General features: G+C 46.0%; 19 protein-coding genes and 1 riboswitch. Of the genes, 3 read left to right on the plus strand and 16 right to left on the minus strand.

Annotation, left to right across the window (positions count from 1 at the left end; translation table 11 throughout):
* Window positions 1-213 precede the first annotated feature (213 nt).
* The 13 genes from fdhD to GC093_RS33485 all read right to left on the minus strand — a co-directional run bounded on the left by fdhD (window position 214) and on the right by GC093_RS33485 (window position 14,539).
* Window positions 214-1,002, minus strand: a complete 789-nt coding sequence (gene fdhD, locus GC093_RS33425) for a formate dehydrogenase accessory sulfurtransferase FdhD (protein ID WP_171656283.1) — start codon at window positions 1,000-1,002, stop codon at window positions 214-216.
* 6 nt (window positions 1,003-1,008) lie between these two features.
* The gene (locus tag GC093_RS33430; RefSeq protein ID WP_171656284.1) at window positions 1,009-3,360 is read right to left on the minus strand and encodes an FdhF/YdeP family oxidoreductase; all 2,352 of its coding nucleotides are present in this window, start codon (window positions 3,358-3,360) and stop codon (window positions 1,009-1,011) included.
* Between the two features lie 225 nt (window positions 3,361-3,585).
* Window positions 3,586-3,942 carry a Na-translocating system protein MpsC family protein gene (locus GC093_RS33435; protein WP_171656285.1) on the minus strand — a complete coding sequence of 119 codons (357 nt, stop codon included), beginning with the start codon at window positions 3,940-3,942 and terminating at the stop codon, window positions 3,586-3,588.
* 195 nt (window positions 3,943-4,137) lie between these two features.
* Window positions 4,138-4,836 (minus strand): GntR family transcriptional regulator, encoded by a 699-nt coding sequence (locus tag GC093_RS33440; RefSeq protein WP_171656287.1) that lies wholly within the window; start codon window positions 4,834-4,836, stop codon window positions 4,138-4,140.
* A gap of 147 nt (window positions 4,837-4,983) precedes the next feature.
* Window positions 4,984-5,640 (minus strand): SGNH/GDSL hydrolase family protein, encoded by a 657-nt coding sequence (locus GC093_RS33445; protein WP_171656288.1) that lies wholly within the window; start codon window positions 5,638-5,640, stop codon window positions 4,984-4,986.
* A gap of 255 nt (window positions 5,641-5,895) precedes the next feature.
* The gene (locus GC093_RS33450) at window positions 5,896-7,845 is read right to left on the minus strand and encodes a YjhG/YagF family D-xylonate dehydratase (RefSeq protein WP_171656450.1); all 1,950 of its coding nucleotides are present in this window, start codon (window positions 7,843-7,845) and stop codon (window positions 5,896-5,898) included.
* Window positions 7,846-7,955: 110 nt separating this feature from the next.
* A complete protein-coding gene (gene gucD, locus GC093_RS33455; RefSeq protein WP_171656289.1) occupies window positions 7,956-9,422 on the minus strand; it encodes an alpha-ketoglutaric semialdehyde dehydrogenase GucD in 1,467 nt (488 codons plus the stop codon).
* 132 nt (window positions 9,423-9,554) lie between these two features.
* Complete coding sequence (locus tag GC093_RS33460) at window positions 9,555-10,436, minus strand: fumarylacetoacetate hydrolase family protein (protein WP_171656290.1); 882 nt, start codon at window positions 10,434-10,436, stop codon at window positions 9,555-9,557.
* Between the two features lie 76 nt (window positions 10,437-10,512).
* A complete protein-coding gene (locus GC093_RS33465) occupies window positions 10,513-11,271 on the minus strand; it encodes an IclR family transcriptional regulator (RefSeq protein ID WP_171656291.1) in 759 nt (252 codons plus the stop codon).
* Window positions 11,272-11,280: 9 nt separating this feature from the next.
* Complete coding sequence (gutB, locus tag GC093_RS33470) at window positions 11,281-12,399, minus strand: sorbitol/xylitol/iditol dehydrogenase GutB (protein ID WP_216624996.1); 1,119 nt, start codon at window positions 12,397-12,399, stop codon at window positions 11,281-11,283.
* Window positions 12,400-12,510: 111 nt separating this feature from the next.
* Window positions 12,511-12,702, minus strand: a complete 192-nt coding sequence (locus GC093_RS33475; protein ID WP_171656292.1) for a hypothetical protein — start codon at window positions 12,700-12,702, stop codon at window positions 12,511-12,513.
* Between the two features lie 130 nt (window positions 12,703-12,832).
* The gene (locus tag GC093_RS33480; protein WP_171656293.1) at window positions 12,833-13,945 is read right to left on the minus strand and encodes a Gfo/Idh/MocA family protein; all 1,113 of its coding nucleotides are present in this window, start codon (window positions 13,943-13,945) and stop codon (window positions 12,833-12,835) included.
* Window positions 13,946-14,086: 141 nt separating this feature from the next.
* Complete coding sequence (locus GC093_RS33485) at window positions 14,087-14,539, minus strand: GNAT family N-acetyltransferase (RefSeq protein ID WP_171656295.1); 453 nt, start codon at window positions 14,537-14,539, stop codon at window positions 14,087-14,089.
* Window positions 14,540-14,719: 180 nt separating this feature from the next.
* On the opposite strand from GC093_RS33485, the gene GC093_RS33490 reads away from it, so the two are divergent.
* Window positions 14,720-16,330: an S-layer homology domain-containing protein gene (locus GC093_RS33490; protein ID WP_171656296.1), complete on the plus strand. Its 1,611-nt coding sequence runs from the start codon at window positions 14,720-14,722 to the stop codon at window positions 16,328-16,330.
* Window positions 16,331-16,479: 149 nt separating this feature from the next.
* On the opposite strand, the gene GC093_RS33495 is transcribed toward GC093_RS33490, so the two are convergent.
* Together GC093_RS33495 and queF are read right to left on the minus strand one after the other, a co-directional pair.
* Window positions 16,480-17,121, minus strand: coding sequence for a queuosine precursor transporter (locus GC093_RS33495; RefSeq protein ID WP_171656297.1), 642 nt, complete (start codon window positions 17,119-17,121; stop codon window positions 16,480-16,482).
* 24 nt (window positions 17,122-17,145) lie between these two features.
* Window positions 17,146-17,646 carry a preQ(1) synthase gene (queF, locus tag GC093_RS33500; protein ID WP_171656299.1) on the minus strand — a complete coding sequence of 167 codons (501 nt, stop codon included), beginning with the start codon at window positions 17,644-17,646 and terminating at the stop codon, window positions 17,146-17,148.
* A gap of 127 nt (window positions 17,647-17,773) precedes the next feature.
* Window positions 17,774-17,820, minus strand: a riboswitch (PreQ1 riboswitch).
* Between the two features lie 279 nt (window positions 17,821-18,099).
* Between queF and GC093_RS33505 the strand changes: the two genes are divergently transcribed.
* Together GC093_RS33505 and GC093_RS33510 are read left to right on the plus strand one after the other, a co-directional pair.
* Window positions 18,100-18,882: a class I SAM-dependent methyltransferase gene (locus tag GC093_RS33505; protein WP_171656301.1), complete on the plus strand. Its 783-nt coding sequence runs from the start codon at window positions 18,100-18,102 to the stop codon at window positions 18,880-18,882.
* Between the two features lie 204 nt (window positions 18,883-19,086).
* A complete protein-coding gene (locus tag GC093_RS33510) occupies window positions 19,087-19,845 on the plus strand; it encodes a C40 family peptidase (protein ID WP_171656303.1) in 759 nt (252 codons plus the stop codon).
* 98 nt (window positions 19,846-19,943) lie between these two features.
* On the opposite strand, the gene GC093_RS33515 is transcribed toward GC093_RS33510, so the two are convergent.
* Complete coding sequence (locus GC093_RS33515) at window positions 19,944-20,765, minus strand: glycerophosphodiester phosphodiesterase (RefSeq protein WP_171656304.1); 822 nt, start codon at window positions 20,763-20,765, stop codon at window positions 19,944-19,946.
* Window positions 20,766-20,780 lie beyond the last annotated feature (15 nt).

The raw sequence follows: 20,780 nt of genomic DNA on the forward strand, positions 1-20,780 counted from the left end.
GAATAATTTTTATACGTCATTTTCCACTCTTTCAATATACGTTCTCAAAGCTATAACGGTCTATAAGCCGATCTTAACCTATTTTAAAAATATCGCCTTATAAGCCGTTATAAGTGGCATATTCCTTCCGGACTGTGCTTATTTCGCATTATAGTCCATACAACAAAGCTTATATTTGGGAGAGTAGAAATTCAGCCCTTAAATTTCACTGGGCTACTTGATCCGCTCCGGATGAGTGTACACATTGAAAGTTTGCCCGCGAATAAAACCAATCACCGTAATGCCCAGTTCCTCAGCAAGCTGCAGCGCAAGCTGCGTTGGAGCCGATTTGGAAAGTATAATGCCCGCACCAATCTTAGCTGTTTTTAGCAGCACTTCCGAGGATATTCTGCCGCTGAATGCAATTATTTTTCCTTTTAGTGGAATATGATTGCGAATGCAGTAGCCATAAATTTTGTCCAATGCGTTATGTCTGCCAATGTCCGTACGTGTTATAAGTACCCCTTCCATATCGCATAGTGCTGCATTGTGAACCCCGCCCGTGCTCTGAAACTCTAGTGAAGCATGCTGAAGCTGACGCATCAGCTCCAAGCACTGCAGAGCAGTAATGATGGTGTTTCCTAATGGAATGGTTTTGGCCGTACGGGCATCGTTATGAAAATAAAACTGTCTGCTTTTGCCGCAGCAGGAACCAATAAATCGCTTGTTCACCCAATCCTTAGCGGTGTTCTGCTTAATAGCCAGCTCTACTTCAGCTATCCCTCGGCTATCGTCTATGTTTAAGCTGCGCAGCTCTGAAGCTGACCGAATGATCCCCTCGGAGGCAAGAAAACCAATCACCAGATCCTCCAAATCCGTTGGAGTACATACAATGGTTGCAAACTCCTCCCGGTCCAGCTTGATGGTAAGCGGAAACTCGGTCACGACCTCATCATCTTGCTGCTGCAGTTCTCCACCGATATATTTGGTAATCTGCCATACTACTGTGACTGGTTTATCCACTCGCGATCACTCCATTTCCGTTTCCAATTCCGCAATCCGCTTCTCCACATATTTGGTATCTTTGAAGGCATGGAACGTTTCCGCTTTCTCTACTATTGCTGTCGTATTATATTCAGGAATACCGGCGTGCGGTTCATACACTCCTTTGGGTATTAATGAGTTGCCCTCCGGCCAGTGCACTTCAATATTCCCCGTCTGAACTCTCACCGTCTTAGCCCTTCCATGCAGCATACCGTATTGATTGTAAACGACAATGGCATCGCCCTCCTTCACCCCCATCGACTTAGCGTCCTCAGGATTCAACAGTACATCGTAGCGGTCTGCCCCGTTAAACGGATCTATATCACTGTAAATCATGGAATTGAATTGCTTGCCTCGCCTCGTAGTTACGCGGAAATGCCCTTCAGGCTTGCGAAGCTCAGGCTGTTCGATAGGAATTAATCGTCCACGGCCATCCTGGGTGGGACACGCTCCTCCCTCACACAACCAGGCACCACCCCATTGAAAAACATCACCTCGTTGGGTTAGATGCTGAATACCATCATAGTAAGGCGCAGCCACTGCAATCTCGCTGCGGATATCCTGAGCGCTTTCAAAAGCAACCAGCCGCTTGTAAGCTGGGTTAACCCTTGCGGCAAGCTCTGCATAAATCGCCCACTCCGACCGTGCTTCCCCTATTCGCGGGCCATCGATTTGAGGCGAGAAGTAGACCATTCTCTCCGTAGAAGTCGATGTTCCTCCTCCTGGCTGTTCATAGCGTGTCATCGCCGGAAGCACAACTACAGCTTCCTTGGCGTCTGCCAGTGTTGATGTGTTCAATACAATGTCCTGATGAACTCGAAGCTCAACACTTTCCAAGCAATGCTCTACGAAAGCCGGATCAGGCATTGTTTCCAGAAAGTTGCCGCCTGATGTATAAAACAGCTTCAGCTTGCGTTCATGACCATTCGGCAGCTGCGCGTTTTCTAAGGATACACCGACTATATCTCCTTGCCACCTAGGCAGCTTAAAGCCCCATGCTTGTTCAATCCGCTCGATGTCGGGACGTTTGAATTCACCTCCCGGCAGACTGAACGGATCAGCCCCCATCTCGCCTGAGCCCTGCACTCCGCTGTGACCGCGGATTGGCATCAGCCCGCAGTGAGCTCTACCGAGGAAGCCGCGCAGCAGCGCAAGGTTCGCTACCTGCGAAATATTATCCGTGCCAAAGCGGTGCTGGGTTAAGCCCATACTCCAGACGAACACAGCTGACTTCGCTCCGGCTAGCAGCTGCGCAAATTCGAGCATGCGCTCACGACTCAACCCAGAGGAGCGCTCCAGAAGCTCCCAATCCTGCTTCTTCACATGAGCTTTAAGCTCCTCATAGCCGCCGGTATGCATGCGAATAAATTCATGATCTACCGCGGAGCCTCGCACCCGATCTTCCATTTGGAACCAATGCTTCATGACACCGTTCATGAAAGCAATATCTCCCCCGATGTTAACCTGATAGAAGTCATCGGTCAGCTTGGTTCCGAACAACGCCGACTCAGGAATGGACGGAATCCAATATTTCTCCATCGAAGGCTCGTAATAAGGGTTAATTACGATAATTTTAGTTCCTTTGCGCTTCGCAGCGTACATATATTTGGTTGACACCGGTTGGTTATTCGCAGCTACACTACCCCAAAAGATAAGCACATCGGTGCCGATCCAGTCTTTGTAATTACAGCTCGATGCTCCGATTCCTATGGAGCGCTTAAGAGCAGTTTTGGAAGGAGAATGACAAATCCGTGAAGCATTGTCGATATGGTTGGTTCCGAGGAGTCGGGCTACCTTAGCGGCAGCGTAATACGACTCGTTAGTAATACCGCGAGCGGTAAGGTAAAAGGCGAGCTGCTTGGGATCAATCGCGCGAATCTTGGCCGCGATGAAATCCAATGCTTCGTCCCACGATAGGCGGGAGAAGCGGGTTTCGCCCTTGCGCCGGATCAACGGATACGGGAGCCGGCCGAGCTTGCGCAGCTCGGTGCTGTCCATCTTCCGCAGAGCGGAGATGTCCTGGTGCAGCACCTCAGGCTTGATCGGCGGCATCGTATTGAGCCGCAGCACATTCAGCCGCGTCGTGCACAGATGCGGCCCCTCCAGTGTCCGGTCATACAAGCCGGACACGCCTAGCGCGCAACCATCACAGACCCCTTGGGTCAGGATGCGGTAAGCGTAAGGCAGCTGGTCGCGGTTATCCCACGCGACCTTGAGTGTATCATTAATATGATGAGGCTTAATTTGGCCTAATCCAAAAGGAACCTTACTGACCCACAGCTTCGGGTCCAGCTGCTTCGGCAGGCGAATGGGGCCCGTATGTTTGGTTGTTCCCATTGATAATTCCTCCTCCATAAATATATGTAGTGCCCCCTGTTTCTACGAAAAAAGCCGCAACAGACGTGCCCTCGTTTGTTGGTTATCGTTCAACAAAGAAAGTGTCTATTACGGCTGTTAGTCTTGAGCAGGATCGCTGCTAAGTGCCAACGGCACATGTATCATTTTGTAAGGTGATGATTGCTACATTCGTTATTAAAAACAGGCTGCTGTATAAAAGTATGCCTAAGAGAACTTACTCTGGATATTTTGATCGAACACGAAAATCGACATCCCGAAGTCTTTATCAAGATCAATATCTACAAACAGCTCGATAAATTTGGCTCCCAATAGCTGCTCCATCTCTACAGGCGGGTGATTACGGTACATATCCTTAACCATTTCTGTTCTGGCATTACGCAGAACCTGCTTACCATCCGTTCCTGATGCTATGAACTTTTCAACAGGCGAGAGGTTCCCCTCCATCTCACAAATCGCCCAATACTTACAGAAGGTGGTCCGGATCTCTCTTGGCCCTTTGCCCATATGACGTTTTCGAAACGCTTTCACTAAATTGCTAAATTCCGCTTCAACTTTATTCATCAACGGATTTCCTCATTTTCTTTCGATCTGAAACTTTTCTTGCTGCTTCAAATTTTATCACGGACCTGACGAGAGTACAATTATTACTTGAGAGAACCGTTACGATTTCGGCCTCTCTTACTGTTGCTGGCTTGCTTTCGTCCACTGCTACCCTACAGTGGTGGGAGGCATGAATAGGTTGTTCCATCGAAACCTTCAACTAAAATAGGTGTCAAACTGCCCTTTTAATGAAGCCATTTCCCCAGGCAATCGGCTTAAATGCACACGTAATAGTTCGCCAGTTAGCTGCTCATCATTTGCTCGAACTGCAGCCCATATCCGTCGATGCTGATCCGTTAAATCATGCATGTTGTTCAACTGTCTGAGCGTCAAAAAACGCAGCCGATTTAAATGACCACGCATATGATTGACAACCGTCAACAAGGTCTGATTACCGCTTAGCTCCAGAATGTGCCTGTGAAACGACTCGTCCAGCTGCAGGAACGAGACAGCATCATTGTTTTGAGCAGCATCCTTCTGCTGTTCAATAAGGAGATCAACTAGCTTCCCGCTACTTATATAAGGCTCTTGATCATTCGCCCATTTTCGTGCCACGATCTGGAATGCGGCCGTTTCCAAGCTCTCACGAACAAAACGCGTCTCCTCTACCTTCGTTTCAGAGATTAAGGTGACCTTTGCTCCCTTTTGCGGCAAAATCTCGATTAGTTCCTCTGACAGCAGCATACGAAAAGCTTCTCGAATCGGAGTTCTGCTGACTCCAAGCGATGCCGCTAATTCATTTTCATAAATCATTTGCCCTGGTTCAAACTGAAGCGAGATTATGGCGTCCCGAATCGATTCATACGCTCTTTCACCCAAGGTTTGCCGAGTCGACTGTAGGTTGGCAAATTTCATAAGTTCCCCCGCTTCCTTATATAGCTCATTATTAGTCATTATACTTGTGTACTTGTATACATATCAACTATCCAATAATTATTTCCATTATCGCGCAAAAAAACCTGCCGATTTCTCCTATTAAGAAGAAACCGCAGGCTTTTCGAGCTACTCTTTATTCCAATCGAAGCCCACTTCTTTCAAAAATGCGCGGGCCAACACCATATGCCCAGTCATATTAGGGTGAACACGATCCCACGCCAGCTCAGCTGGATAGGTATGCTCCAAAACAGGTTGAAAAGCCTCTTGAACATCAATAAACTTCGTCTGATTAGAGGCCGCGATTTCCTTAACCGCTCTGCCATATTCATCCATAGTCTTCCGCATTGCATCATTAGCGTTAGGTTCGATATAAAAAGGAGTAAAAAGGATGATCCCTTTCACCAAAGGCTTTGTTGATTTTACTAGCTCATCCAGCGTCCTTATGTATTCTTCCAAATATACATGGGTTTCCTTGATTACCGATTGATCGTATTGACGCCAGACGTCATTGATGCCAATCATAATGGATACCCAGTCAGGCTGCAAATCAATCACATCGGTCTGCCAACGTTCCTTAAGATTGCGCACTGTGTTGCCGCTGATCCCCATATTGATGATCCGCATAGATAATTCAGGGTAAACGGAATTGATGAGAGCGCTAACAGCAGCCACATAACCTTTGCCGATTGCATCACCACGACCTTCTCCGTAGGGTCTTTTGCGCTCTGTATCGGTGATGGAATCGCCTATCATGACTAGCTTGTCATTTTTGCTGAATATCATAATTATTCTACCTTTCTTTCTGCTGCTATAGTGTTGTTATCAATAAGATAATACCCATGAAGGATGGGCTTTTCAAGCTTTTTCTATCAGATTTAATGCCTTCCCCCTAAATTGTAGATTTAAAAATCCAACTAAAAATAGCGTGACAAGTCTGTTTTTATAACCTGTTCTCGACCTTTTTGTGATCATTCCAGATTGTAAAATTCAGCATTTGCACGCTAGTTTTTTGTAATTGTTATAAATGAGAATAATTCCTTACCAACCTAACGCTTTCTTACCAGCCTCAAGGGCGGCAGTAATTCGATCCACATCGTAGACGCTGCCCTTCCAGGTTCCACCGCTTACCGCTTGGAGCGCAGCCCACAACCTGGTGTCATCCGGCAGCTTCGTGTCCGGCTTCATCTCAGGATGAGGCTCCCTTGCAGCCAATATTTCAGCGCCAGCTTCTGGACTGACCGGCTGGTCCTCGCTGCCGATAAAATGAACCGTTCCCTCCAGCTTGTGTGTATCCACTACAATGTCGATCAAGTCGCCATCCCGCAGCTTACCGATGGGTCCTCCCGCCAGCGCCTCTGGACCGACATGCCCGAAGCAAGCACCGGTAGACACGCCGGAAAAACGGGCATCCGTAATTAAGGATACATACTTGCCGAAGGAGAGATGCTTTAACGCCGATGTCAGCTGATACGTCTCTTCCATTCCGGTTCCAGACGGTCCGCGACCGATTAGAACCATAATATCTCCAGCTTGGATACCGCCGGTTTTGATCGAGGCAATGGCTGCTCTTTCCGTCGTAAACACTTTGGCCTTGCCCCTGTGACGATAAACGCCTTCGCTATCCAGTACCGATCGATCTATGGAGGTTGATTTAATCACAGCACCCTCAGGAGCGATGTTACCGGTCGGGAACGTCACCGTAGACGTCAACCCTCTGCTCTCAGCTTTCTCCGGGCTCATGATCACGTCATCTGGATCGACTCCGTCCAATTGAACCAGCAGCTCACGTACCTTCTGTCTGCGCTCGCTTGCTTCCCACCAGTCTAACACCGTTCCGAGCGTTTCACCTGTAACTGTTAGGACAGTTTCGTCCAGCAACCCGAGACGGCGCAGATGAAGCATAACCTCCGGCACACCGCCAGCCAGAAACACTCTGACCGTCGGATGGTATTCAGGTCCATTAGGCAGCACGCTTACCAAACGGGGAACTCGGCGATTTACCTCGGTCCAGTCTTGCACATCTGGCACATGAAGTCCTGCCGCATGTGCTATTGCCGGGATATGCAGCAATAGATTGGTCGAACCGCCGAAAGCTGCGTGTACGACCATAGCGTTACGGATTGCTCCATCCGTAAGTATGTCCTTCATCCGGAGGCCTCTGGCCTCCATGGCAGTTACAGCCCGGGCAGACTGCCGGGCTACTTCCTCCCACATCGGCTGGCCGGATGGTGATAGGGCCGAATGCGGAACCGTCATCCCCATCGCTTCGGCAACGACCTGTGCCGTTGCGGCAGTTCCGAGGAACTGACAGCCGCCCCCCGGCGTCGCACAGGCTCTACAGCCCAGATCGGCCGCTTCCTCCAGCGTCATCTCTCCGCTGGCATATCTGGCGCCAATGGTTTGGATCTTCCCTGCATCCTCCCCTTGCTCCGGCGGCAGGGTAACCCCGCCGGGAACAATGATGCAGGGCAGCTCGTGCATCGCAGCCAGAGCGAGCATCATCGCCGGCAGCCCCTTATCACAGGTCGCGACCCCGATCACGCCTTTGCGTGTGGGGAGCGAACGGATTAGGCGGCGGAATACGATGGCTGCATCATTGCGGTACGGCAGGGAATCGAACATGCCGTCAGTTCCTTGCGAGCGACCATCACAAGGGTCGCTCACGAATCCGGCAAACGGGACGCCTCCCCTGCCGGAGAGCTCCAACGCGGCCGCCTGCATGAGCAGGCCTACCTCCCAATGGCCGGTATGATAACCCAAAGCGACTGGAGTTCCGTCCTCCTTGCGAATACCGCCCTGAGTGCTCAGAATTAGGTACTGTTTTCCCCCAAGTCGCTCGGGAGACCAGCCCATTCCGACATTTTGCGAAAGACCGAACAGCTCCCCGCTTGGAGCATTCAGAAGCATGTCGCGAGTTAGAGGTAAAGAGCCTGCCGGGCCCGGAGCTTTAGTTCGAATCTCATATAAATCTTCTTGCGAAGCACCCATAATTCCGAGTAACGACTCTGTCAACGCAATCCACACCTTTCCTTTGTCCTTCTATACAAATTACGGTCACATCACGTAAAAGAGAACGTAAATGTGACCGCAAGCTCATGCTATGCTTTTACAAACACTGTCTTAATCGCAGTGAAAAATTCAATTGCCGCTTGTCCTTGTTCGCGTGAATGTGAGCTCGACTGCTTCATTCCACCGAACGGAGCCTGCAGCTCCACACCGGCAGTTTCGGCATTCACTCTTACAAGTCCAGCTTCCATGTCCTGAATAAAGGTAAGCAGATTGCTAATGCTTGCCGTATAGATAGAGGCGCTCAGTCCAAACTCGACTTCATTAGCTGCTTCAATCGCCTGCTCCATAGTGTCAACTTTGATCAAAGCCAGTACAGGTCCAAAGATTTCTTCCTTGGAAATGGTCATCGACGAATTAACATTATCGAATACGGTCGGTGTTACAAAGAAACCATCGGCTAATGCCGGATCTTCAGGACGGCCGCCACCATGAAGTAATACAGCTCCTTCTTCAATTCCTTTTTGGATATAAGAAAGTACGGTTTCCAGCTGGTTTTCATTAGCGCATGGCCCCATCCAAGTGTCACCTTCAAGCCCGTTTCCAACTTTAATCGTACGAACCTTAGCCATCAGCTTTTCTCTAAATTCATCGTAAACTTCGCTTAGTACAATAACACGGCTAGTCGCTGTACATTTTTGGCCAGTCGAACGGAGTCCTCCGCTGATTGTTCCTTCTACCGCCAAATCAAGATCGGCATCCGCAGCAACGATTACCGGATTTTTGCCGCCCATCTCAAGCTGATATTTAGCACCTCTCGCTAATGCTGCTTGCCCCACCTGCTTACCAACCTGGTTGGAGCCTGTAAAGGTAATCCCGCTCACATCTGAATGCTCAGCAAGCCCTTGTCCGATTACAGAGCCTTTGCCTGTGACTAAATTGACGACACCAGCTGGAAAACCTGCTTCTGCAAAGCATTCGATGACTTTAGAAGCTGTGACAGCTGTTTCCTGTGCAGGCTTTAGCACTACACTATTGCCGTAAATCAAGGCTGGAGCCATTTTCCAAATCGGAATCGCAACCGGGAAATTCCAAGGTGCAATTACACCGACCACGCCAAGAGGCACACGAGTTGTGAACATAAGGGCATCAGCATCTGTCGATGGAATCACATCGCCGACTTTGCGCATGCCTTCACCTGCATAGTAACGCAGGATGGCGATGCCTCTCGCCGTTTCTCCCTTAGCTTCAGGCAACGTTTTTCCCATTTCGCGAGTCATCGTTTCTGCGATCTCATTTAACCGCTTCTCCATTACATTGGCAGCCTTGTAGAGAAACTCCCCTCTGGCTGAACCGGCGAGCTTTCTCCATGCTTTTTGCGCATGCTTAGCGCTCTGTACGGCACGGTCAAGATCCTCGGCTGTAGATAATTGAATGTAGCCGACCACTTCATTTTTATTCGCAGGGCTGATGCTTGAAACGGTTTCACCGCTTACGGATGGGCTCCATTCACCATTAATAAAGTTTTGATACGTTGGTGCGTTGACTGCTGTAGACATGTTTGTTCCTCCTTGAGTTGTTTTTTACTTTAAAGGATAAAATCCAAAATCAGTGTTTGGCAGGTCGGAAGAGTAAAGATTAACTGGAATTTCTGCAGCTAATTCGCCCTTCACATCATCAATAAGCACCCTTTATTGTGCGGCAAGAACCGGATTCGATAGGACACCGATTCCACTGATCTCGATGTCTACCCGATCTCCGCCCGCAAGCGTGAATTCGTTAGGCGGCACGATGCAGGTTCCTGTGAGTAACACCGTACCTTCGAACAGCTCATTATCCCGCTTCAGGAAAGAAACCAATTCATCGAGCTTCCGCTTCAGCTGCTTAGTGCTCGCTGAGCCTTCTACGACCTTTTCCCCATCACGGAAAATACGGCATGCAATTTGAAAATCATAAGGGTTCTCCACGGAATCAGCTAACAGAATGGCTGGACCGATGGAGCAAGAGCGCTTCCACATTTTCGCTTGAGGCAGATAGAGTGGATTTTCACCTTCTATATCGCGACAGCTCATGTCATTGCCAATCGTGTAGCCTAAGATTGTACCGCTGCTGTCAAGTACTAAGGCAAGCTCTGGCTCAGGAATTTGCCATTCGGAATCGCTTCTAAGCTGCACGCCTTGTCCTGGTCCTACTGTGCGAGCTGCTGTCGATTTAAAAAATATTTCAGGGCGGACCGCATCATATACTTTGTCGTAAAATGTGCTCGCATCCATCTTGCCGCCTGTTGCTTCATAATTCCGGGCTTCACGGCTTTTCTCGTAGGTAACTCCCGCCGCCCACACTTCAGGCGCCTCAATAGGTGTTAACAGATCAAGCTCCTCCATAGAGTAAGGAAGGCCCTCCTTGGAATCAGTAATGGATTGCACGTACTGAAGTACAGTCTTTCCTTCTTCTTGGGCCTGCTTTACCACGCTTAAAAAGTCCTGCTGTGGCAGCTCAACCAGCTTGCCTTCCTCAGTCAATGCAGCCAATACGATCTGGGAAGCCGCTGTCTTGTAACGAATAATCCTCATGCTCAACCATCCTCTCATAGTGGACCAATGTTCTATAGAAAGTTTTAGAAAAACCAAATGGAAATGAACTGCCTTATCATGATTTATATCCTAGCAGCTGAGAAATTTGGGCAGCCTCGTCTAACAGTAATCGAATGCATTGTTGAAATTGCTCATCATCCACAACGGAAATCATCGTAGAGATACTTATCGCTGCCGCTACATCTCCAGCATGATTGAAGATTGGAACCGAAGCACATCTAACTCCGGGCTCGTTCTCTTGATTGTCTATCGCATAGCCTTGAAGTCGAATGTCGGCCAATTCATGAACGAAGCTTTCTTTATCTGTTTTAGTAAATCCCGTTTGCCGGACATAACGATAGCCATTCAGCAATTTCTCTATATCCTCAGTTGTGCGAAAGGCAATTAATGCTTTACCTGTTGCACTGCTGTGCAAAGGTACTCTGCGTCCGATTCGGGAGTAGCGAATCGCTGCTTTGTCGCCTTCCACCTTATCGAGATAAACACCTTCTTTGCCATCCAAAATGACCAGATGCGTCGTTTGACCGGTTTGCTCGGATAGTGATACCAAATGTTTACGGGCTGTCGCGCGTATATCCATTCCTTGTAGCAGCAGCTGGCCCTTCTCCAGCAGCTTCAAACCTAGCTTGTATTTGCCACTGTCTGAATCTTGAGCGATGTAACCGTGCATTTGCAGCGTTTTGAGCAAAGAATGTACCGTGCTTTTATGCAGTCCAATACGGGTACTAATTTCGGTAATTTTCAATTCCTTCGTATGCTCATCGAACAAATCCAATATGTTCAAAGCACGGTCCAATGATTGTATGATCGGCATGTCGGCTCCTTAAGCTATAGGGTTGGGATAAACCATGACCTTCAGACTGCCCGCTTTGTTCGTCCGTGCTCTTTCCATTGCTTCCTGAGCTTGTTCTAATGGATAGCGGTCCGTGATCATCGTCTGGATATCCACTAAACCCGATGATAAAAATTGAATCCCCTGCGGATACGTATTGGCATAACGGAATATGCCGTAAATATCAATCTCGTTATCGCAAATAAAAGGAACCTGCATTCCAACCTCATCCACAGGAGGCAGGCCAACTATGGATAACTTCCCGCCCCGGCGCAGTGAGCTTAATGCGGTCTTCAACGCCCTTGGATGCCCTGCCGTCTCTAATGCAACATCCACTCCCACACCGTTCGTCAAACGGATAATTTCCGCCGAAGCATCGTCTCCCGCCAATAAGATGTCGGTCGCCCCAAGCAATGTAGCCGCTTTCAAACGATTCACTTCTACATCGCTTACAAGTATTCGACTTGCACCGAATGATTTGGCTGCGGCGACAGCCATCAGCCCTACCGGCCCCATGCCAATAATCGCTACAGTCTGACCAGGCTGGAAGCCCGCCCGCCTCAAAGCATGAATCCCTACGGAAAACGGCTCGTTCAAGGCTGCTTCCTCGAAGGATAGATGATCGGGAATCGGAAACAGAAAATCTTCGCGATGAGCTATATACTGTACAAAAGCTCCGTCAACCGGTGGCGTAGCGAGGAATTGTACATCCGGGCACAAATTATACCTGCCCTGCTTACACGCGTCACAACGACCGCAAGTAACTCCTGGCTCGATGGCCACTCGATCTCCCGGAGAGAAACGATTGGCTTTCTCGCCGCAAGCTACAACAATACCAGCGCATTCATGACCGAGAATAATCGGTTTCTTTACAACATAAGGACCAATTCGGCCATGCTCATAATAATGGATATCAGAGCCGCACACACCGACAGCCATTACTTTAACCAATACCTCGTCAGGTTCGACTTCCGGAACTGGCAGCTCGACCACTGAAATCTGAAGGGGTGCCGTCATTAAAGCGGCTTTCATTGTAGCTGGGATCGTAAGGTCTATCAAATCACGCTTAGGATTACTAGCTGTGTTGGGGCTTTGATTTGACAAATTCATTCATCTCCTTCCGCCGCATTTTTTGTTCTATATTATAAAACAACTGACTACATTACTGAACACTTTATGCCTTTTATTGTAAACCTGCCGGTTTAAAATTTCAACGCTTTTTTATTGTTTATCGGATCTCTTCTTAAATTTTCCTACTATGAATTCAGTAATTCCCGTCAGCATAATAGTAATCGACAAAACCCCAAGCGCATAAGGGGCAACCAAGGGAATGACCCGGAGGTCGGAAATCTTGATCCAATGTAAAAACAATGGGTACATGAGGAGCAATACGATAAAAATAATCATCTTCATAAGTTCAGGTCCCTTCTTGCAGTTTCAAGACCCAGTTTACAGCAGGCTCTTTTTCTTTTCAAACCTCAATTTATAACACTATTCAATTAGCAAAAAACAGGAGCTCGATTTCCCGAACTCCTGCATCCTATTAAATAAATTGACTTTTCGTATCAAATATTCCCGTGTCCAGCTTATGCCAAGGCTCGAAAGTGGTAGTTAGCATATAGCGCTGCCCGCTTTCCGCCGACTTATACGCGGCGAACATAATTTCATGCACATGCAGCTGCAACCTTGCTGTCTGCTTCGGCTGCTCGCCGGTTCTCAAGCAATGAATAAAATGGCTCATAATGTTTTGCTCGGAGCTGGCAGAAGGCAGCAGCTTTGGTACATAGCATTCTTTTGCGCCGCGCCAAGTCACTTCCTCAGCATCTGGAATCGGTACATTGGGAGAATGGACAACTAACGGAAATCCACAATCATTGATAGCTACAGTACCCTTGCGACCATAAATTATCGTATTGTTCGTATTAAAAGAGGTTGCCCACAATGTACGGAATACGGCATGCTGCCCCCCCGCAAATTCTACGATCACAGTGGCATTGTCATCCACATCGCTATGTATTTCCTTGCCGCCCTTCACAATTCGATTCGGAATTAAGGTGTTGACCTCCGCCGTAACGCTCTGAGCGGGGCCGAGTAGAGAAATTAAACGACTTATCGGATATACCATACAATCTAGAATTGCTCCGCCATGGGAAATTTCACGATTATAGTACCAATTATCCCTACCAGGACCGGGAATGTTAAGCTGTGCCTCAGCACCAGTAATTTTACCGATTACTTCCTCTTTTATAAATTCAAGCGCTGTAGTAAAAGCTGGATTTAAATCATAGGGAAGGCTCATGAAAATTTTATTATTCTGCTCTGAAAGCTCAACCATTTTTTTACAATCATCAAAGCTGGTAGCCATCGGTTTTTCATTGAGAACATGAAGACCTCTTTCCAACGCCGCCAAAACAACTTCAGCATGAACAGAATGAGGAGTTGTTACGACAACTGCATCGAGTTCTTCGGTGTCCATCATTTGGATATAATCATCGTACCAGCGAGCTACGTTATAAGCCTCGGCCTTGTTTTTCGCATTCTCCAAGCGTTTTGCGCAGGTAGCCACAAACGTGACATTCTCCAGCTTCGCCGCCTGCTCAAAAAAGCGATTGCTAATGTCTCCGCTGCCGACCATACCTAATTTCAGCTGTTTCATATCCTATTCCCCTTCATTAGTTGTAAATTACTTACGTCCATGATAGTTTCATTCGGATTGCTTTAATAGTGTTTTCCACTATTTTCATTCTATCAGCAATGGGCAAGAGAGAAAAGGCTTACACAGTAAAAGAAGGGCTGCCTACAAATCCTGAGATAAACGAATCATATCCACAACTTGTATCCCATTCTCATAAATATCTTCACTATAATGTCTAATAAAAAAATCCCTATCAACGCCGGTAATTCTGAATCCGCATTTCTGATAGAGAGCCAGCTGTCCTACACTAGAGTTCCCAGTGCCGACTTCAACCGTTCTAAATCCAAGAAGCTTGGCATTTGCAATGGCATGGTTCACCAATTGTCTACCCACTCCCCTGCCTTGATGCCGCTCATCAACTGCTATATTTACTATCTCCACAGTCTCAGGTCTTGTTTGCAGCAGAACATAGACACCTATGATTTCATCATCCATAGTAGCTACATAGCATAGACCTCTTTGAATATATTCCTCAACCAGCTTCCGTGAAGGGTCCGCTAATAAAAGCAATTCCATTGGAGGCTGTTCATCTGCAAGTAATTTTTGAATTTCCATGTTCTCTCTCCTCAACATCCGATATCCTAGCATCATTCTATGAGATACAGAAATCTGCTATCTGACTGCCCAATATTTACATTGCTGCAAAATTAGTATTTGCTTTGTACTAGTAGTATGATTAGTGTTGATAGATTAATCAATAGTAATCAATACTAATAACTTTGGAGGAACGAAGCTATGAAAAAAAGTCTAACCCTTATCGCAGCAGCAGCTGTAGCTTTCTCTATGCTAGCTACTACAGCAATGGCTGATAATGTAAAAACCACTTCTGATTATAAAGACTTAACAAGTATTGAAGCAGGGTTAAAAAACAAGATCGATAACCTTCTTTCTAAAGGCATTTTTGAAGGTGTCTCCAGCGATACTTTTGGCATCTCGCAAAACATGACTAGAGCCCAATTCGCGAAAGTCGCTTCCTTGGTGTTTGGTCTTCAAGTTGATCCAACGCTTCAGACTTCCAGCTTCGCAGATGTTCGTGCCAATGATTCAGCCAACGGCTGGGCGATTCCCTATATCGAAGCCGCTAAAAAAGCGGGTCTTATTGACGGAATGACTGACACATCCTTCGCGCCAGGAGAGAATGTTACAGTAGGCCAATTAGATACGGTGCTAGTCAAAGGACTTGGCAAAAAAGTTACTACTTCAACAAGTCCGTGGTATGCCGATGCTGTCAAGCAAGCGATGGAGTTAAACATCCATCCTGTCGACAAAAGCGGTGACGGTATCGCAACTCGAGCCGACCTGGTGATCGGTGCATATGGATCGTTGCAAGCTGCCCAAAATGTTAAAGAACCCGTATCCGTATCCTCCGTTCAGGCAACCGGCGATCAAGCTGTGCAAGTAACACTGGATAAAGCCGTCGACACCTCCAAGGCTACATGGTCTTTGAGCAAAAACGGTACCGATATTCCCGTTACTACTACATGGTCCAACGATAAAAAATCAGCTGCACTAACTCTATCGTCAGATACGAAGCTTTCTATGGGAACTTATACCGTAACCTTGGGCGGTCTTGATAGCTCATCTATTAAAACAGCATCCGGCACTCTTACTATCGGTACAACCGTTTCAACAGGTGACCTGCGTTTTACACTTCCCAATTCATATGAATTGAGTAATGTTATAGATAGCGGAATAGCTGCATCCGTTCCTGGATTAAGTAAAACGGAAGCAGAAGACCCAACTATCAGTAAATTCGCCAAAGAAATTGAATTCACTGTTACCAACGCATCCGGTGAAGAAGTCGCCATGCCCGGTATTATTCAGTCCATCTCTTCATCGAATCCGTCTATTGTAAAAGCTGCCGTGTCATCTGAACATAAAGGATACATTCTAGGCAATAAAGTAGGAACGGCATCTATCGACATTGTTTATTCAACTCTTAACGGCAGCTTTAAACAGATTTCCATTCCTGTCGTTGTAAAAAGCGAATCGAATGCTGCCCAAAAGATAGAAGCAAGAGACTCTTCTTTTAGTCAGTATGTAACTGTCACTAATGGTGTGTATTCTGCCCAATTCAATGCTTTTGAAAAAATGGATATGATCATTACCGATAATTATGGCAGTGAATACGAAGGAGCAGAAATCTCCCCGTATAAAGATGCACTAGGTATTGCATTGATTCCGCAAGATATTGTTGGAGATCCGAATAGCGGGGCTGTAGGAACTGTCATAATCGACACCGATGGAACCGTTCATGTTAGCGGCAATGTAACTCAATTTACTTTAACAGCAATAACAACCACAGGTACACGGGTATCCGCCGATGTTACCGTACTGAAACAATAATCAACTCTTAATAAAAATGTAGCTATCCATAAGCAGGCATGCAAAAGAACCTTAAAACCCATTGTGAAAATGGGCCTTAAGGTTCTTTCGCGTTCTCCATTGAGGGGGATTATACATATTTGCCATGTTTCTTATCGATAAATTCCTGCTTACTTTACTAGAGTTTCTTTTTGCATTGAAACAACCGTTTCCTGTTTTCTTATTAAGTTGACGAGTAAATAGACAATAGGAGTAGTGGCCATTGATGCAAAAAATTTAAAGACATATTGAGTTAGAATCAAGCTGCCTAGAACAGCAATTGACATCGTTCCATAGAAAGCAATCGTAATGAAAATAGTTGTATCTAACAACTGGCTTAGCATGGTGGAAGCATTATTACGTAACCATAGCTTTTTTTGCCCATGGATGGTTTTTAATTTATTGAACACGAACACATCCAGATTTTGGCTTACCACGTATGAAATTAAACTTGCAATAATAACCCGGAAGCTCCCGTTTAAAATGGTCTGGAATGACTCCTGGTCATTAAATATTGGTGCCGCAGGCAAGTTTATCGTGATGGTGATGAAAATAAGGGCAAGAATTTGCATAATCAATCCGGCATTAACCGTTCTCCGTGCTTCTTTTTTTCCATAAACCTCAACGATCACATCAATAATGGGATAAGTAAATATGTAGATGATAACGGCGGCGGGCAGCATGACCCAACTTCCGATGCTAAAAAGTTTAACAGCCACAATGTTTGCCAATATTAAAAGTCCTACAAAAATTCCATTTAAATATAAAATCATTGCTTTCACTCCTCCTTATATCGATTATCGATTATCCACTTTTTCAGGATAAAGGTCATGATTCATCAAACGAAAATGTGCCATCTCTTCATACTTAGTATCAGGTCTTCCATAATTACACCATGGGTCAATAGAAATTCCTCCACGTGGTGTGAATTTCCCCCAAACCTCAATATACCTTGGATCGAGTAATTTAATTAAATCGTTCATGATAATATTGACGCAATCCTCATGGAAATCTCCATGGTTTCTGAAACTAAAAAGATACAACTTCAGTGATTTACTCTCGACAATTTTTTGATCTGGGACGTACGAGATGTACATCGTTGCAAAATCAGGCTGATGTGTCAATGGGCATAAACTAGTGAACTCCGGACAATTAAACTTCACGAAATAGTCCCGATTCGAGTGAAGATTGTCAACGGCCTCCAATACCTCAGGTGCATAATCAAAAGAATATTTTGTATGTTGATTACCCAATAACGTTAAATCCTTTAAACCTTCTTCATGGCTTCGTCCAGACATAGTAAAAACCCCCTTGTAAAATGTATCCCAACACTTTTTCAAGAGAGATCTGCTCCACATTCTATTGTAACTAAAAGGATAAAAACATAAAAAAGCCACGTCCAGTATGGACATGGCATATTGTCATGTATCCATAGTTTTTTATAGAGGGTATCTGCTATGAACCTCTCCCGTTCGAGTACGGGTATCTTATCTTCATATGATATAGAATACCTAGCCATACGTCAAATGGTAATTAATTCAAAACTTATATACCTATTTAATATCGTCAAAAAGTAATCAAATGCGACAAAATCGCTCTTTGTCTGCTGACAGCTGCACCGGCACTCCCCCTATTTACAGCTAAAAGAATGTATGGTAAATTTAGTTTAGTTTCATAATGTGATATTAAGTTTCATTAAATGAAACAAAAGAACGAAAAATCTCGGTCTACAAATAAGGAGGAAATCAACGATGGAAGATTCAATTAAAAATCAAGTACAGCAGCAATTTGCTAAAAACGCTGGAAAATATGTCACAAGCATTCGTCATGCCAAAGGAGAAGATTTGTCGTTGCTCGTCTCATCTTCCAAAGCCGATACGAATATGGATGTGCTTGACATTGCAACGGGTGGTGGGCATGTGGCGAACGCCCTTGCCCCATTGGTTCGTCGTGTAACTGCCTATGATTTGACCGAAGAAATGTTAAAGACCGCTGCTGAATTTATCCGCGGGAACGGCCATTCAAACGTCGATTTTGTAAAGGGTGACGCTGAACAACTTCCTTTTGTTGACGCATCTTTCGATCTCGTAACTTGCCGGATTGCGGCACATCATTTTCCGAATATTCCCGCTTTCGCTGAAGGAGCTTTCCGAGTCGTCAAGCCGGGTGGCAAGCTGCTGCTTATAGACAATGTGGGTCCTGAAGACGATAGATTCGATCAATTCTACAATGAGATAGAAAAACAAAGAGACCCGAGCCATGTCCGGGCATGGAAAAAGTCAGAATGGATCAACCTCTTAGAGAACGTAGGTTTTCGCATCGAGATGATCGTTTGTTTCCCTAAACCATTCCAGTTTCATGACTGGTGTGAGCGATCCGGTCTACCGGAAGAGGAAACAGCTTTATTGCAGACCAAGATGTTGCAAGCCTCGAAGGAGCTGCAAGATTTCTTCTCTATTCGAACCGATGAATCAGGCGGACTATCAAGTTTTTCAGGGGAAGCCGTTTATTTGCAAGCAATACGGCCATCTTAACGTCTTACCTTCCTTCTTGAAGGATATGCTAAACGAGCTAGAGGCATATATTTGTATACTCGCCGAACTGCTTGCAGGCAAACGTTCCGCATTCCCTCCCCTGCACATGATCTGTTGTGAGAAGCCCTTATCCCATTTTGCTGAATAGAACACACCCGATTAATGCAAGATATGGATATCTTCTAAATAAAGGGGACTTAACCATTGGGACTTAAACAGAAGTTATTTGCAGCAGCGGCACTATCGATGGTATTGTCTGGATGTAGTACGGTTTCACAAAATAATGAGGCTGCCACACAGTTTGGGGGTATGGATGAGAGGCTGTTTAATGCTAACCTTACGAAACATGATAGGTGGCTGAAAAAAGGAGACGCCCAGATTGAACAAGAAATGAAGGATTATCATGTTCAAGACACCCCCACAACAAGCAAACAAACCTTCAAAATTCACGGTTTAGGAGCCCAACAGCTTGTCGAAGTTTGGCCTAACCCCTCAGTCGTCCCCACTCAAGGAAGCTATGCGGAAAATGTAATCTCTACTGCAACTATGTACTTTGGGACACCTTACGAGTACGGCTCAGACCGTTCTGATCCTTCGACGTTTGACTGCTCCGATTTTACAAGATGGGCTTTTCTTTCCTCCGTTGGAATGGATTTGCCGAAGGATTCTCGCAATCAGGCATTATACGTGCAAACCTATTCCAATCATCCTTACACCAACATTTATGACGCACAACGCGGGGATTTACTATTCTTCATTAGCTTCAACGGGACTGATCCACAGAGCTACCGCAATAAGAACAAATCGATCGAAGAAATCACTCATACCGGCATCTATCTGGGGAATGGGAAAATGATCCATACTGCTTCAGTAGCCACTGGCGGCGTTCGAATCGATAACGTGTTCGGCAACCATCTGGAGTGGCGTTTTGTCCTGGGGGGTTCTGTGCTGGACGTTAAGTAATTAGATTCCTTAATAATATAAAGCAAGCTGGCACCAGTAGAACACCGGAACCAGCTTGCCAAACATCCTTTGAGTTTTGTATCAAGCTCGGCATATTATTATTTATTGAAATAATTCTCCAAGGTTTCTACAAATACCTTGGGCTCGTCAACAGCAAACCTCCGAATTCCAAGATCAAGCAGCTCGGATAATGAAGACTCGTCGAAGTGAAAGATTAACACTTCCAGTTCCAATCCCGCTTCGGTCAGTCTTTCCAACGCATTTTGCAAAAATTGGCGCTGCACCCTGTATCTCCAAGCACGTTCTAATTCTGAATCTACCAAATGGATTTGGATAATATCGAGAGATTCGAATCCGGTTTCAAGCACTTCTCCAAATCGGATATCAATCTCTTTATCAGGTATCCATAGCATTGTCCGAATCTCAGGGGCTAACCGTTTAATAGTCTTACAGTTTTCATGATCCCTATGACAGAAAATCACCTGCCGTTCGACACCATACTTTTGAATTACAGCCGCTAGATTGACCAGGTCAACTTGTTTGAAATCCAGATAAACCTCACGCTCGGGATGATCAGATAGAACATCCAGCACTTGTTCAAGCGTTGGAATCTTCTCCCCTCTGAACGTTTCGCTAAAATTAATTCCTGCATCCCAGAGCTGTATTTGATCAAAAGTACATTCAGAGATTAACCTGTCTTGATCTGCAATAGACGCCGTAGTCGTCCGCTTCGGTGTTGCATCATGCATGCCGATAATGATTCCATCTGCTGTCTGTCGAATATCAATTTCTGGGATACCACCAAGCTCCCATGCATAATGCATGGCTGACATGGTATTCTCTGGCATTTCCGTATTCGTGCTTTGGTGGGCCTGCCAATGAACTTTTCGCGCAATTCCTTGATTATCCAGTACAGACATCTCCTTCAGCTCCTC

The sequence above is a fragment of the Paenibacillus foliorum genome (genome assembly GCF_013141765.1).
GTDB lineage: Bacteria > Bacillota > Bacilli > Paenibacillales > NBRC-103111 > Paenibacillus_S > Paenibacillus_S foliorum.